The 13,670-nt window shown below is 60.6% G+C and carries 14 protein-coding genes; 4 read left to right on the forward strand and 10 right to left on the reverse strand.

Going from position 1 to position 13,670, the window contains the following annotated elements; all coding sequences use genetic code 11:
- From lepB to rpoZ, 7 genes are all read right to left on the reverse strand, one after another.
- The gene (gene lepB, locus ACO07C_RS08745) at positions 1 to 750 is read right to left on the reverse strand and encodes a signal peptidase I (RefSeq protein ID WP_421913778.1); all 750 of its coding nucleotides are present in this window, start codon (positions 748 to 750) and stop codon (positions 1 to 3) included.
- Between the two features lie 78 nt (positions 751 to 828).
- Positions 829 to 1,242 carry a holo-ACP synthase gene (acpS, locus tag ACO07C_RS08750; RefSeq protein WP_421913779.1) on the reverse strand — a complete coding sequence of 138 codons (414 nt, stop codon included), beginning with the start codon at positions 1,240 to 1,242 and terminating at the stop codon, positions 829 to 831.
- The gene (locus ACO07C_RS08755; RefSeq protein ID WP_421913780.1) at positions 1,239 to 1,838 is read right to left on the reverse strand and encodes a DUF2062 domain-containing protein; all 600 of its coding nucleotides are present in this window, start codon (positions 1,836 to 1,838) and stop codon (positions 1,239 to 1,241) included. The genes acpS and ACO07C_RS08755 overlap by 4 nt, the downstream gene beginning before the upstream one ends.
- Before the next feature lie 257 nt (positions 1,839 to 2,095).
- Positions 2,096 to 2,488 carry a VOC family protein gene (locus tag ACO07C_RS08760; RefSeq protein ID WP_421913781.1) on the reverse strand — a complete coding sequence of 131 codons (393 nt, stop codon included), beginning with the start codon at positions 2,486 to 2,488 and terminating at the stop codon, positions 2,096 to 2,098.
- A complete protein-coding gene (pyrE, locus tag ACO07C_RS08765) occupies positions 2,488 to 3,066 on the reverse strand; it encodes an orotate phosphoribosyltransferase (protein ID WP_421913782.1) in 579 nt (192 codons plus the stop codon). Before pyrE ends, ACO07C_RS08760 begins: the two co-directional genes overlap by 1 nt.
- Before the next feature lie 12 nt (positions 3,067 to 3,078).
- The gene (locus ACO07C_RS08770; protein WP_421913783.1) at positions 3,079 to 5,307 is read right to left on the reverse strand and encodes a RelA/SpoT family protein; all 2,229 of its coding nucleotides are present in this window, start codon (positions 5,305 to 5,307) and stop codon (positions 3,079 to 3,081) included.
- A gap of 111 nt (positions 5,308 to 5,418) precedes the next feature.
- Positions 5,419 to 5,820, reverse strand: coding sequence for a DNA-directed RNA polymerase subunit omega (gene rpoZ, locus ACO07C_RS08775; RefSeq protein ID WP_421913784.1), 402 nt, complete (start codon positions 5,818 to 5,820; stop codon positions 5,419 to 5,421).
- Positions 5,821 to 6,112: 292 nt separating this feature from the next.
- Between rpoZ and ACO07C_RS08780 the strand changes: the two genes are divergently transcribed.
- Entirely contained in the window at positions 6,113 to 6,694 is a 582-nt protein-coding gene (locus ACO07C_RS08780; RefSeq protein WP_421913785.1) for an NYN domain-containing protein, read from the forward strand.
- A gap of 10 nt (positions 6,695 to 6,704) precedes the next feature.
- The gene (locus ACO07C_RS08785) at positions 6,705 to 7,367 is read left to right on the forward strand and encodes a uracil-DNA glycosylase (protein ID WP_421913786.1); all 663 of its coding nucleotides are present in this window, start codon (positions 6,705 to 6,707) and stop codon (positions 7,365 to 7,367) included.
- A 125-nt stretch (positions 7,368 to 7,492) separates the two neighbouring features.
- On the opposite strand, the gene smpB is transcribed toward ACO07C_RS08785, so the two are convergent.
- Together smpB and dapA are read right to left on the reverse strand one after the other, a co-directional pair.
- Entirely contained in the window at positions 7,493 to 7,972 is a 480-nt protein-coding gene (gene smpB, locus ACO07C_RS08790; protein WP_421913787.1) for an SsrA-binding protein SmpB, read from the reverse strand.
- Between the two features lie 25 nt (positions 7,973 to 7,997).
- Positions 7,998 to 8,879: a 4-hydroxy-tetrahydrodipicolinate synthase gene (dapA, locus tag ACO07C_RS08795; protein ID WP_421913788.1), complete on the reverse strand. Its 882-nt coding sequence runs from the start codon at positions 8,877 to 8,879 to the stop codon at positions 7,998 to 8,000.
- A gap of 277 nt (positions 8,880 to 9,156) precedes the next feature.
- On the opposite strand from dapA, the gene ACO07C_RS08800 reads away from it, so the two are divergent.
- Entirely contained in the window at positions 9,157 to 11,199 is a 2,043-nt protein-coding gene (locus ACO07C_RS08800; RefSeq protein WP_421913789.1) for a lytic transglycosylase domain-containing protein, read from the forward strand.
- 239 nt (positions 11,200 to 11,438) lie between these two features.
- On the forward strand, positions 11,439 to 12,359 hold the full coding sequence (locus ACO07C_RS08805) for an alpha/beta fold hydrolase (RefSeq protein ID WP_421913790.1): 921 nt from the start codon (positions 11,439 to 11,441) through the stop codon (positions 12,357 to 12,359).
- A gap of 30 nt (positions 12,360 to 12,389) precedes the next feature.
- Here the strand turns inward: ACO07C_RS08805 and ACO07C_RS08810 are convergent, their stop codons facing one another.
- Entirely contained in the window at positions 12,390 to 13,469 is a 1,080-nt protein-coding gene (locus ACO07C_RS08810; protein ID WP_421913791.1) for a tyrosine-type recombinase/integrase, read from the reverse strand.
- Positions 13,470 to 13,670: the final 201 nt, after the last annotated feature.

Consider the following 13,670-nt stretch of genomic DNA (forward strand, 5'->3'; position numbering starts at 1 on the left):
CTAGTTTACAAAATGGAACAGGCGCGAAGCGCGCATCAGCGTCGGCCATTTCCAGATTTCGAGCGGGCTCGCCTTGCCGGCAATCGAGAAGAAAATCAGATTGGCGCGGCCGACCAGATTTTCCGCGGGAACGAAACCGACACTGAAGCGGCTGTCGCTGGAATTGTCGCGGTTGTCACCCATCATGAAATAGTGGCCGGGCGGCACATCGAATTCGCGGGTATTGTCGCCAATCGAATTCGGCGTCAAATCGAGCGTATCGTAGCTGACGCCGTTCGGCAGCGTCTCGTGGTAGACGTCAACCGGACGGTTCGTCTCGGTGATGTCGGGATTGTCGATCTGGCCGGTTTTGACGCGGGGTACACCAACGCCATTGATGAAGAGCTGGCCATCCTTCATCTGGATCTTGTCACCGGGCAAACCGACAACGCGCTTGATGTAGTCGACAGACGGATCCGGCGGGAACTTGAACACCACTACGTCGCCGCGCTTCGGTTCTGAACCCCAGATACGGCCCGAAAAAATGTCGGGTCCAAAGGGCAGCGAGTAGCGAGAGTAGCCATACGACCATTTGGTGACGAACAGATAGTCACCTTCCAGAAGTGTCGGCCGCATCGACCCGGACGGGATGGAGAACGGTTGGAACAGAAGCGTGCGAATGACCAGCGCAAGCAGCAGGGCTTGGATGATGACGCTGACTGTCTCGCCAAGTCCGCCGGATTTCTTCTCTGATTTTTCAGCCACGCTCATGTCGTCCTCGATTGTGCGTTGGATGGTATAGAGTCTCGGCGCGCGCTGGGCAACGTCAATGCCGGCCGTCAGATGCAATCAATGTGGCGCTTCTTCGACCGGCAGGGCTTCAATAATCACAAAGGCTTGAGCGAGCGGGAAATCATCCGTGATGGTGAGATGAATCGCGGCTCTGTGCCGCTTTGGCAGAATCGTCTCCAGCCGCGTCGCCGCGCCACCCGTCAGTTCCATGGTCGGCTTGCCCCCCGGCAAATTGACGACGCCCATGTCTCGCCAGAACACGCCTTGCGCGAGCCCCGTGCCCAACGCCTTGGCGCAAGCTTCCTTGGCTGCGAAGCGCTTGGCATAGGAGGCGGTCCGAGCCCTGCGCCCTTCGGAGCGGGCCTGCTCGACCTCGGTATAGATGCGCTGGATGAAGCGCTGACCATGACGCTCCAGCGATTTTTCGATACGCCTGATATCGATCAGGTCGCTGCCGATACCGATGATCATCGTGCGGTGGAACCGACGCTTCCGGCCGTATGAGACGGCGTCTCAATCCGTACGGCCTTTTCAGCCAACCGCTTGCGTCTTTGTTCGCGGAATGCGGTCATACCCCAACGCGTTATGCCGTAGAACAAAAGACCAAAGACCAGCCCCAGCGGCACCGCGCCGATCAGCATTGGCTTCAGAACAGGGTCCCACAACTGCGAAAAGGAAAGGTTGTGCATCATCTCACCGAGATGCGCGGGCGGCCCATGACGCGGAAGGCGATCGTGCAGGAGGAGCTTGCCGGTTTCCCAGGAGGCTCCCCACAAGAGCGGAAACGTCAGTGGATTGCCAAAGAAAACCGCACCGAGAGCTGCCGCCACAAGGTTTCCAGCAACCAGCCAGCACAGCACGGCGGCAATTGCGAAATGGAATCCCACGGGAAAGAACGAGGCGAATACGCCCGCGGCGACGCCCGCCGCCACGGCGTGCGGAGTGGCCTTCAGCCGCAGGATGCGCTTCGAGAAATACTGGAGCGAGCGCGAGAAGGAGCGCCGCGGCCACAGATAGGTGCGGATCCGCTCGAGAAGCCCGTCAGGTGTGCGGCGTCGAAAAAGCAATCTGTTCCTATTCCCGGCGGTTTACTGCTTGCGAACCGGCCATCTTTCGACCGGAACCCGATCTTGCGCTTGCCAGCCACCCGAAGGCAACCGCAGTCCTGATATAGCCATACGCAACCCCAACAACAACTAAACGATGTCCGTCCAGCCCGCGCGTAGCGATCATTTTTTGTAAGGTTCTTCTATCCAAGACCGGATGATCACGGCGAATTTGAGATCGGGTTCAGGTTCGTCGTCGCAGGCAATAGCACGGGAGATTACGTCAGGTATCGGCTGACTTCGACAAGGTTGCCGTCCGGATCACGAAAATAGACAGACATCATCAGCCCCCGCGCGCCGATACGCTCGACCGGCCCGACCTCGACCACGATGCCGTTGTTCGCCAACCGGTCCTGGAGTTCATCAAGCGGCCGGTCGGTGATGAGGCAGAAGTCCCCCGAGCCCGGCGTCGGTGCATTCGCCTTGGGCTCGAAGGTGTGTCCGAGTGCGTGCACATTGATCTTCTGGTTGCCGAAGGCCATCGCTGTCGGCCGACCGGGCGCGTCGACACGCTCAAAGCCGAGTACACGTTGATAAAAATCGCAGGTGGCCTCGACAGAGCGAGCCGTCAGCACGAAATGATCAATGCCGGCGATCACGGCCGCCTCCATCAGATGTTGCGGCTGCCGGGCTTGATTGCCGGGATCGCCGCGAGTTCAGGCGGAAGCCGATCGGCGGGATAGGCCGGGACCTCGTATTCGGCGAGCGCGATCAGCGGTACGCCGACATGGGTCTTACCGGCAGAACGGTCGATGATGCATGCGGCGGCCACGACCTCGGCACCCAGTTCGCGCAGGCACTCGATCGTCTCGCGTATTGACAGGCCCGTGGTAACGATGTCCTCGACGATGACGATGCGCGCGCCGCTGGCGACCTCGAAGCGGCGCAGGCGGAACTCGCCGTTTTCACGTTCGACCCAGATCGCCGGCACGCCGAGATGGCGTGAAGTCTCGTAAGCCGGTATCAGCCCGCCGATCGCCGGGCCGACGACATAGTCGATCCTGCCCGGAACGGCAGCGCGAATCTTTTCGGCCAACGCCTTGCAGAGCTTCTCCGTCTTGTCGGCATGCATGAACACCCGCGCCTTCTGCAAGAAGACTGGGCTTCTAAGACCCGACGTCAGGATGAAATGGCCCTCGAGAACAGCACCAGCCTCGCGGAAGATGTCCAGCACCTCATCGGTTTTCATACCCCGTTCCCCTCATCCATTGACGCGTCGCGCGTCGCTGACACTCGAATTGTCCTTGAGCTGCGACAGCAGCCGGTTCAAGTGCTTCAGATCCCAGACTTCGAGATCGATCAGCATCTCGGTGAAATCGGGAGCGGTTCGCACCATCGACAGCGTATGGATGTTGGCGTCATTCGATGCAACGACCTGGGCGATGTCAGCCAGTGATCCCGGCGCATTGATCGCGGTGACCGAGACGCGCGCCGGAAACCGCTCCTTGGTGCGCTCGTCAATGTCCCAGCGGACGTCGATCCAGCGCTCCGGCTGGTCGTCAAATGCCTGCAGCGCCGGTGACTGGATCGGGTAGATCGTAATGCCGGTGCCCGGCTGGACGATGCCGACAATGCGGTCTCCAGGAACGGCCCCCTCCGGCGCGAAGCGCACCGGCAGGTCACCGCGCACGCCACGGATCGGCACGGCGCCGTCGCGCGGCTGGTCCTTGTCCTTGCGCGCGGCGCGCCCGGGAATCTGGAACAGCATGCCGGCGGCATTGCGGATCTTCGACCAGCCCTCCTCGCGCTGCTTGGGCGCGGCAGGCGTGACGCGTTCATCCTTGAAATCGGGGAAAACGGCCTTCATCACATCCGTGGAGGCGAGTTCGCCGCGGCCCACGGAAGCCAGAACATCCTCGATGTCCTTGCGCGCGAGCCGATGCAGGACAGGCTTGAGGCTTTCCTTTGAGAAGGTCTTGCCGGCCCGTTCGAAGGCGCGCTCCAGAATGCGGACGCCGAGACCGGAATACTGCTTGCGGATAGCGTTCTTCGTGGCACGGCGAATGGCGGCACGCGCCTTGCCGGTGACGACGACCGATTCCCATGCCGCCGGCGGCACCTGCGCCTTGGAACGAATGATCTCGACCTCGTCTCCATTCTTCAGTTCCGTCATCAGCGGCATGATGCGACCGTTGACCTTGGCGCCGACACAGGTATCGCCAACATCGGTGTGAACCGCATAGGCGAAGTCGATGGGCGTCGCGCCTCGCGGCAACGCGATCAGCATGCCCTTGGGCGTGAAGCAGAACACCTGGTCCTGGAACAGTTCCAGCTTGGTGTTTTCGAGAAAATCCTCTGGGCTGTCGCCTTCGGCCAGTTGCTCGATGGTGCGCCTTAGCCAGGCGTAGGCGTTGGTCTCCTTCGAGATCGCATGGGCGGCTCCATTCGTCTTGCCGCCGGTGTCCTTGTAGATCGAATGCGCGGCGACGCCGTACTCGGCGATCTTGTTCATCTCGCGGGTGCGGATCTGCAGCTCGACCCGCTGGCGAGACGGGCCCACGATCGTGGTGTGGATCGACCGGTAGTCGTTCTGCTTCGGCGTCGAGATGTAGTCCTTGAAGCGCCCTGGAACCATCGACCAGGTGGTGTGGATTGCACCCAGCGCCCGGTAGCAGTCCTCAACCGACTCGACGACGACGCGAAAACCGAAAATGTCGGATAGCTGTTCGAAGGAGAGCGCCTTGGCTTCCATCTTGCGAAACACCGACCAAGGCTTCTTCTGGCGGCTTTTGACGCTGGCCTTGATCGAATGCTTTTCGAACAGCGCGGACAGCGCCTTCTCGATATCGGACAGCACATCCTTGTTGCGATCGAAGATTTCGGCAAGCCGGGCCGTGACGGCGCGATAGGCTTCGGGATTGATGAACCGGAAGGCGATCTCCTCCAGTTCCTCGCGCATACCCTGCATGCCCATGCGCCCGGCGAGCGGCGCATAGATATCCATCGTCTCCTCGGCGATGCGCAGGCGCTTGGCCTCCGGCATATGGTCAAGGGTGCGCATGTTGTGCAGCCGGTCGGCGAGTTTGACCAGGAGGACACGGACGTCTTCCGAGATCGCCAGCAAAAGCTTGCGCAGATTTTCCGCCTGCTCGGCCTTCTTGGAAACCAGGTCGAGCTTCTTGAGCTTGGTCAGCCCCTCGACGAGCTTGCCCATTTCCGGACCGAACAGTTCGTCGATCTCGGCCCGGGTCGCCGTCGTGTCCTCGATCGTGTCGTGCAGCAAGGCAACGGCGATCGTTGCTTCATCCATATGCATTTCGGTGAGGATGGCCGCGACTTCGAGTGGGTGGGAGAAGTAGGGATCGCCGGAGGCGCGCTTCTGGTGGCCGTGCTTCTGCATGGCGTAGACATAGGCCTTGTTGAGCAGCGCCTCGTTGACGTCGGGCTTGTAGCGCTGGACGCGCTCGACAAGCTCATACTGACGCATCATGGGCGCGATCTCACAAGGCAAAAATGAATCATGCGCCGCACGTGTGTGCGACGCATGTCATAGATAGCCACGAAACTGCCGACGCGAAAGTGTCGGCAGCTCTTCCGAAGATCAATAGTCGTCGCTTTTTTCCGGCGGAACGAGGCCTTCGATGCCCGCCAGCAGGTCTTCTTCGGTCATACGATCGAAGGTGACATTGTCTTCAGCGTCATCGGAATCGGTTGCAACAATGGCGCCGCCGGTCTGGTCCGCGATGGCCTCGCCATCTGCTTCCGGCTCGTCGACTTCGACATGCTTCTGCAGCGAGTGGATCAGGTCTTCCTTGAGATCGTCGGGCGACAATGTCTCGTCAGCGATCTCACGCAGCGCCACGACAGGGTTCTTGTCGTTGTCGCGCGGCACGGTAATTTGCGCGCCCTGGCTGATCTGACGGGCGCGATGGCCCGCCAAAAGCACCAGTTCGAAGCGGTTGTCGACCTTGTCGATGCAATCTTCAACGGTTACGCGGGCCATGAGCTGCCCCTTTCATGCGATGGATTTAATGGAAAACAGGCGCGGTCCATAACCCGAACGCCGCAAAAATACAAGCATGAAGCAACGCCGCGGCCATCGCCCCTCTGCCAGCACCCCGCGCGTCCGATCGCGCGCCGATCACAATTACTTGCAATGGGCCACGCGCCCTTGGAATGCCGCTGAACTGGCGTTATTTCGGAATGATAGACGGCTGGGCAATTTATTACGGAATCCGGCCCGTAGTCGCGGCGTATTTAAGAAGTCAGCCTATTTCCAAAAAAGGGATATTTCCATGTTCGACCCGCGGGAAAAAATCGCTCTTTTCATCGACGGCGCCAATCTTTACGCCACATCTCGCGCCCTGGGCTTCGACATCGACTATCGCAAGCTTCTGTCGAGCTTCCAGAAGCGGGGATATCTCCTGCGCGCCTACTATTACACCGCGCTGGTCGAAGACCAGGAATACTCATCGATCCGCCCGCTCATCGACTGGCTCGACTACAATGGTTTCAAGGTCGTCACCAAGCCGGCCAAGGAGTTCACGGACTCGACGGGTCGCCGCAAGATCAAGGGCAACATGGACATCGAACTCACCGTCGACGCGCTGGAACTCGCCGATGTCGTCGATCACTATGTCATCTTCTCCGGCGATGGCGATTTTCGCACGCTCGTCGAGGCGCTGCAGCGGCGCGGACGCAAGGTCTCGATCGTATCCACAATGGCCTCGCAGCCACCGATGATCTCGGACGACCTGCGCCGGCAAGCCGACCATTTCATTGATCTGATGACGCTGAAGAACGAAGTGGGTCGCGATCCTTCCGAGCGTCCGGTGCGCAGGCCCGAACCCGCCGAAGTCGAAGAGGACGACTACTGAGGGCGACGCTTTGCCAGTTCCACAGACCGGTTCGCCCGAACCCAATCATGATTGTCCGCTCTGCCCGCGCCTAAACGCCTTCATTGCCGAGTGGCGGCAACGTGAGCCATCGTGGTTCAACGGGCCAGTGCCGACCTTCCTGCCGACCGAGGGGGACGATTCCGTTCAGTTGCTGATCGTCGGGCTGGCGCCCGGGGTACGCGGGGCGAACCGAACGGGTCGGCCGTTCACCGGCGACTATGCCGGTGACCTGCTCTACAGCACTCTTATTTCACATGGCTTTGCGCGCGGGGAGTTCAAGGCAAGGCCGGACGATGGACTTGAGCTTGTCCGCACCGCGATCACCAATGCGGTGCGCTGCGTGCCGCCCGAGAACAAGCCGGTCGGCGCGGAGATCTCCACCTGCCGGACCTTTCTGGTGCCGACGATCGCACGTTTCCCCAATCTGCGCGCCGTTCTGGCATTGGGCTCGATCGCCCATCAGTCAACCGTTCGGGCGCTTGGCCAGCGTGTCGCCGCCTATCCGTTCAAACATGGCGGACAGCTCGAGGCAGGGGACGTGACGCTTTTTTCAAGCTACCATTGCTCGCGCTACAACACCAATACGGGCGTGCTGACCGAAGAGATGTTCGTTAGCGTTTTCAGCAAGATAAAGGAATTTCTGCAGAATTAGATTCTGGCCGCGCCAAGGGGTCGGCGGCAAGAGGCGAAGCCGCTGAAGCTTGCGCCTGAATTCCAGAGGAATGGACTCAGGCAGGCTGTAACGCCGCAGGCCAGCCTTCAGCCGAACGGCGCTACCTACCCCCGCTCCTTCAGCAGCCGCCCCTTCTCGCGCGACCAATCGCGCTGTTTCTCCGTTTCGCGCTTGTCGTGCAGTTTCTTGCCGCGCCCGACAGCGAGCAGCAGCTTGGCGCGGCCTTGATCGTTGAAGTAGATCTTCAACGGCACCAAGGTCATGCCTTCACGATCGACGCTTTGCGAGAGCTTCGACATCTCGCGCTTGTTGAGCAGGAGTTTGCGGCGGCGCCGTGGTTCGTGGTTGAACCGGTTGGCCTGCAGATATTCCGGCAGATAGGAATTGATCAGCCAGATCTCGCCACCTTCGACCGAGGCGTAGGAATCCTGGATGTTGGCTTGCCCCTGCCGCAGCGACTTCACCTCGGTGCCGGTCAGCACAAGGCCGGCCTCGATCGTGTCGAGCACCTCATAGGAAAACCGCGCCTTGCGGTTCTCAGCAACGGTCTTGTTGTTGGGATCGGCTTTTCTGACTTGATTCATGATGTGGAGAGGTGGCGCCTCATCCCTAGTTTATCAAGCCGGCGTGCTTCATCGCCGCATCGATCTTGTCCGCGGTTGACTTTTCGATCGTGACCAGCGGCGAGCGCAACACGTTCTCGACCTTGCCGAGCTTCGACAGCGCGTATTTCGCACCTGAAACGCCAGGCTCGATGAAGATGGCCTTGTGAAGCGGCAGCAAGCGGTCCTGCAATTCCAGCGCCTTGGCGCTGTCGCCGGAGAGCGTTGCTTCCTGAAATTCGGCGCAAAGCCGTGGCGCGACATTCGACGTCACCGAGATGCAGCCGACACCGCCATGCGCGTTGAAGCCGAGCGCCGAAGCGTCTTCGCCGGAAAGCTGGATGAAGCCCTTGCCGCAGGTAGCCCGCTGTTCGGAAACCCGCTCGACCTTGCCGGTGGCATCCTTGACGCCGATGATGTTCTTGAAGTCGTGCACCAGTTGGCCCATCGTCTCCGGCATCATGTCGATCACCGAGCGCGGCGGAATGTTGTAGATGATGATCGGCAGGCTGGTCGCCTTGGCGACAGCCGCGAAGTGCGCGTAGAGGCCGCGCTGCGTCGGCCTGTTGTAATAGGGCGTGACCACCAGCGCGGCATCGGCGCCCGCCTTCTCGGCGTATTGTACCAGGCCGATCGCCTCTTCGGTGTTGTTGGAACCGGCACCGGCAACGACCGGCGCGCGACCCTTGGCTACTTCAACGCACACCTTGACCACATGCCGGTGCTCGTCATGCGACAGCGTCGGCGACTCGCCGGTGGTGCCGACGGGAACCAGCCCCTTCGTGCCCTCGTCAAGCTGCCAGGCGACGAACGCGCGAAAGGCTTTCTCGTCGAAACGGCCGCTCTTTTCGAACGGTGTCACGAGCGCGGTAAGCGAGCCTCTCAGCATGTCGTCCAACTCCTTGGGACTTCTTTGGTTTGTGCATGTCGTTGTCCCAAAAACGGTACTCACTTTTGGGCGACACGCATCGGCGTTTCGTCGAGCGCCTTCTAGCGGAAAGCGAAGCGGCGCACCATAGTCTCGACATTGTTGCGCGGCAAGCATTGCCGTGGTGCCAGCAAGCGCAATTCGAACGGCCTCGATAACCTTTTGTTTACGGGCCCTTCATGACCTACATCTAGGCTCTGAGGCTCCTGCGCCTGCTTATGATTTGTAAGGAAGGACAATGCCGATCGGTCGGCCCCATTCATCTGCGTTGATTGGCGCTCTTCTCGCGCTGACGCCGGCGGTGGCATTGGGCGGCAGCGTTGACGTGCAGGTGACATCGGCCATCCCGATGCCGGCCTTGCAGGACACCACCCTGCCGGACAAAGCCCCCTCGCCGTCGTCGAATGCGGCCGTGTTGAAAAGCGGCCTCGACGCCTTGGCGGCAAACGACATTACTGGAGCCCGCTCGATCCGCGACGGCTTGCCGGCCAATTCGCTCGATCATCATGTCCTCGCCTGGGCGATCGCGCTCTATGGTGGCGACAAGGTACCGAGCAGCGATATTGCCGCGGCGGCGCGGATGCTGCCGAACTGGCCGGGCACCATCGCCCTGCGCAAAAACAGCGAACGGGCGCTCTATCGCGAGAATCCCGCCCCGCAAGCCGTGCTTCAAGCGTTCAACGGCAGCCAACCGCAGACATTCGAAGGCGTGATGGTGCTTGCCCGCGCCTATGTGTCGGTCGGCAATACCAAAGCAGCGCGCTCCGTCTTGTCGCCATTCTGGCGCACCGCCATGCTGGAAGCCAAGGACGAAGCAGCGCTCATTCGAGAGTTCGGCCCGCTGATCCCCGCGGCCGATCACCGCTTCCGCATGGAGCGCATGTTCTACGCTGACAGACCAGGCTCCGCGCAGCGGGTCGCGGCGCTCGCAGGCGCCCAGCAACTTGCCGACGCCTGGGCGGCGGCGGACAGAGGCGATAAGAACGCACCCAGATTGCTGAACGCGGTGCCGATGGCGCAACGTTCCGCCGGTTATTTCTTCGCGCAGGCGGAATATCTGCGCAAGCAAGAGAAGTTTGCCGATGCCGCGGCGGTGGTCATGAAGGCTCCGACCGACCGGGATGCACTTGTCGACCCGGATGCCTGGTGGGTTGAGCGTCGCGTTCTGTCGCGAGAGCTGGTCGACCAGGGCGACATGAAGACGGCCTACGCGATAGTCGCGGCACATGCCGCCGAAAGCCCCAGCAATGCCGTCGACGCCGAATTTCATGCCGGCTGGTACGCGTTGCGCGGGCTGAACGATGCCAAGCTTGCCGCAACGCATTTCGCTCGGGTCGCCGATCTGGCGCAGGGGCCGATGTCGCTGTCGCGCGCCTACTATTGGCTCGGCCGTGCCGCCGAGGTTGGTGGCCCGGGCAATGCCGCTGATTACTTCGGCCGCGCGGCGACATACGGGACGACATTCTACGGCCAGCTCGCCGCCGAGCGTGTTGGCCGACGGGCCCTCAACATCGTCTATCCGCAGCCAAATGCGACCGACCGGCAGAATTTCGCCAGCCGCGAAGCTGTCAGCGCCATCAAGCGGCTGCAGGAGGCAGGCTATGATCGCTATGCCGAAACGCTGTATCGCGACCTCGCCGGCCAGTTGACCAGCCCCGGGGAACTGGCGCTGCTTGCCGTATTGGCGGAAAAGCAGGGCAATCATTTCATGGCACTGAAGGTCGGCAAGATCGCCGGTGCACGCGGCATCGACGTCGGCGCCCTGTCGCATCCGTTGGGCGTCATCCCTGATTCGGCTGACATTTCCGGTTCGGGCAAGGCACTGGCCTATGCGATCGCCCGCCAGGAGAGCGAATTCAATGTCGGCGCGGTCTCAAGTGCGGGGGCACGCGGCCTGTTGCAGCTGATGCCGGGTACCGCCAAGCAATTGGCGAAGAAGGCCGGATTACAGTTTTCTCAGACACGACTGACGAGCGACGCCGGCTACAACGCGACGCTGGGGGCGGCCTTCCTCGGCGAGCAACTCGACCGTTTCAACGGCTCCTATGTGCTGACCTTCGCCGGCTACAATGCAGGACCCAACAGGGCCGCGCAATGGGTGACAAAATACGGTGACCCGCGCGGCAAGGACGTGGATGCCATCGTCGACTGGATCGAGCGGATTCCCTACACGGAAACAAGAAGTTACGTGCAGCGCGTCATGGAGAATTACGAAGTCTACAAGATGCGCATTTCCGGCAAGTACGACATTGTCGGCGACCTTGTGAACGGTCGTAGCTGAGGCTTCCTGCCTTGTCCATATGTAGGGGAAGGTGGCCGAGTGAAGCTAGGTCGGCTGAGGAGAGTTCCAGCCTGGCAACAGGCTGGATGCCGCTGACGCATCATAGTGTCCAGCACTGGCACCCGTTCCCGCTCTATCGCCGACCCACCTCTCAGGAGAGAAGGTCGGGTCTCACCATTTGACGCCCCCTGCCCTGACCCGTTAGCTGTCCAAATCAATCCAGCGAGGACGGCAATCCGATGGCGAGCGGCGAAAATTTCTCCGACTTCTTCTATGCCGCGCCCGATGGGCTGAAGCTCCATGCACGGATTTACGGCGACGCCAACGTCGGTCACTGGCCCGTCGTTTGCCTGCCCGGCCTGACGCGCAATGCCCGGGATTTCCATGAACTGGCGCTCTATCTCTCCGCACGCGCCGTGGTCCGACGCAAGGTGGTCGCCTTCGACTATCGCGGGCGCGGACAATCGGCCTATGACCCTGACGTCGCCAACTACAATGTTGGTGTCGAGGCCAGCGACATTCTTGCCGGGCTGGCCGCACTTGGCATCGAGGAGGCCGCCTTCATCGGCACGTCACGCGGCGGACTGATCATCCACTTGCTCGGGGCGATGCGGCCAGAAGCGCTGAAAGCCATCGTTCTCAACGACATCGGCCCTGTGCTCGAGGCTGACGGGCTTGCCCATATCCGCTCCTATCTCGATCCTTCACCGAAACCGAGGACCCTTGACGAGGCAGTGAACACCCAGCGCGGCGTGCATGGCGGGGATTTTCCGGCTCTCGTCGATGCCGATTGGGAGCGGATGGTGTGGGCGCTCAACCGTGAGACGACCCAGGGACTGATGCCGGACTTCGATCCAAAGCTGGTCGAGACATTGGCGGGCCTTGATCTCACGCAACCGCTGGCGACGCTTTGGCCACAGTTCGACGCGCTGGCGGCCACCCCCTTGCTCGCCCTACGAGGCGGCAATTCAAAACTGCTGTCTGTCCAAACGCTCGAGGAAATGAGCAAGCATCACCCAAACATGAAGACGATCACGGTCGAGGGCCAAGGCCACGCGCCCTTCCTCGAAACTGGCGATCTGCCCAGCGCTATCGCGGCATTTCTTGACCAGGCAGAACACCAGCATAGCTCGACGCGAAAGGCCCAGGATCAGTCCTGATCCTGGGCCTTTCGCGAATAATCGATAAATCTACCTTGCCTTTGAACTCTTCCGAGCCGTCTTGCGCGAGGGCTTCTCTTCGAGTGAAGGCTCCTCCTCTACCGACCCGTTTCTCGCTTCCTGCGTTGTTGCAGCAGAAGTCGGCGAGCGCTCCATGTCGCTGTCCTCACCCTTGCCGCGAGGCGTTTCCAGAACGACGACGCAACCGTCGAGGTCGTTCGTTGCAAGGTGGGCATAACGCATGGTCATCGACAGCGTCTGGTGGCCGAGCCACATCTGCACACGCCTGATGTCGATGCCGCCCTGCACAAGCCGCGACGCACAGGTATGGCGCAAGATGTGCGGCACGACCTGATCGTCAGCCCCCAGACCGACCTCGGCCTTCGCATCGTTCCAGATGGCGCGAAACTGCGCCTGGCTGAGTTTTGTGAAAGGTCCCTTGGGCCGGCGACCCTCGAAGGGCGGCAGCTTGATCACTTCCTTGACCCTGGCGGTCATCGGGATTGTACGGCTGCGGCCGGATTTGGTGATCCAGAAGCTGACGCGGTGCTCCTGGATATCATTCCAGATGAGACCGAGCGCCTCGCCGAGGCGGCATCCGGTGTCGACGAGGAAGACAGAAAGACGATAGGCGTCTTCGCTGCGGCTCTTGATGGCCGCGAAAAGCCGGGCTTCCTCATCCTTCTCAAGAAAACGAATCCGCCCCGCCCGCTCTTTCTGGCGGCGAAACTCAGGCAGACTGTGTATATCCCCCATCTTGTAAGCCTTGCGCAGCAGTTTGCTGAGGGCAGCCATCTTTCGGTTGATGGTTGCGTTGCTGTTGCCGCGCTGGCGCAAGGTGCCGATAAGGTTATCCAGGGTACTCTGGTCAAAGGCGCTGAAGCGCTCGCCGAGAAGAATCTCGCCGATTTCACCGACAAAAGAGCTGACATTATATTTATGTCGCCCATCGTCCCACAATATGTCTCGGTATGCTAAGAACAGCTCTCCGATCGTGAACGACTTTACTTCTCTTATAGTGTTATAACTATATTTTATCTTCGCAGATTGAGAAGAAAACATCGAAAAATGATCAGAGGACTGCGCCTCTTGAATCGCTTCGTTTGACATTCAATGCCACACCCCTGAGTGGTCAGGTCAGCCCTAACCGCTTGGAGGCGTCCTTTCAAGAGTTTTGATCACGCGAATGTGATTTCATCCACCTGACGGCGGATCCCACGAAATCATTCCCGCAGACCTGCTCAGCTACCGTTTACCCCCTGATCCTTGTGTTTGCCTTGGTCATATAGCGAGGACAAAACAGCCCGGGCG

Origin of the sequence: Mesorhizobium sp. (assembly GCF_965229135.1) — a bacterium.
Lineage (GTDB): Bacteria > Pseudomonadota > Alphaproteobacteria > Rhizobiales > Rhizobiaceae > Mesorhizobium.

Coding starts and splice junctions, on each gene's coding strand:
- lepB (WP_421913778.1), bottom strand. CDS start 750: ATGAGCGTGGCTGAAAAATCAGAGAAGAAATCCGGCGGACTTGGCGAG.
- acpS (WP_421913779.1), bottom strand. CDS start 1,242: ATGATCATCGGTATCGGCAGCGACCTGATCGATATCAGGCGTATCGAA.
- ACO07C_RS08760 (WP_421913781.1), bottom strand. CDS start 2,488: ATGGAGGCGGCCGTGATCGCCGGCATTGATCATTTCGTGCTGACGGCT.
- pyrE (WP_421913782.1), bottom strand. CDS start 3,066: ATGAAAACCGATGAGGTGCTGGACATCTTCCGCGAGGCTGGTGCTGTT.
- ACO07C_RS08770 (WP_421913783.1), bottom strand. CDS start 5,307: ATGATGCGTCAGTATGAGCTTGTCGAGCGCGTCCAGCGCTACAAGCCC.
- rpoZ (WP_421913784.1), bottom strand. CDS start 5,820: ATGGCCCGCGTAACCGTTGAAGATTGCATCGACAAGGTCGACAACCGC.
- ACO07C_RS08780 (WP_421913785.1), top strand. CDS start 6,113: ATGTTCGACCCGCGGGAAAAAATCGCTCTTTTCATCGACGGCGCCAAT.
- smpB (WP_421913787.1), bottom strand. CDS start 7,972: ATGAATCAAGTCAGAAAAGCCGATCCCAACAACAAGACCGTTGCTGAG.
- dapA (WP_421913788.1), bottom strand. CDS start 8,879: ATGCTGAGAGGCTCGCTTACCGCGCTCGTGACACCGTTCGAAAAGAGC.
- ACO07C_RS08800 (WP_421913789.1), top strand. CDS start 9,157: ATGCCGATCGGTCGGCCCCATTCATCTGCGTTGATTGGCGCTCTTCTC.
- ACO07C_RS08805 (WP_421913790.1), top strand. CDS start 11,439: ATGGCGAGCGGCGAAAATTTCTCCGACTTCTTCTATGCCGCGCCCGAT.
- ACO07C_RS08810 (WP_421913791.1), bottom strand. CDS start 13,469: ATGTCAAACGAAGCGATTCAAGAGGCGCAGTCCTCTGATCATTTTTCG.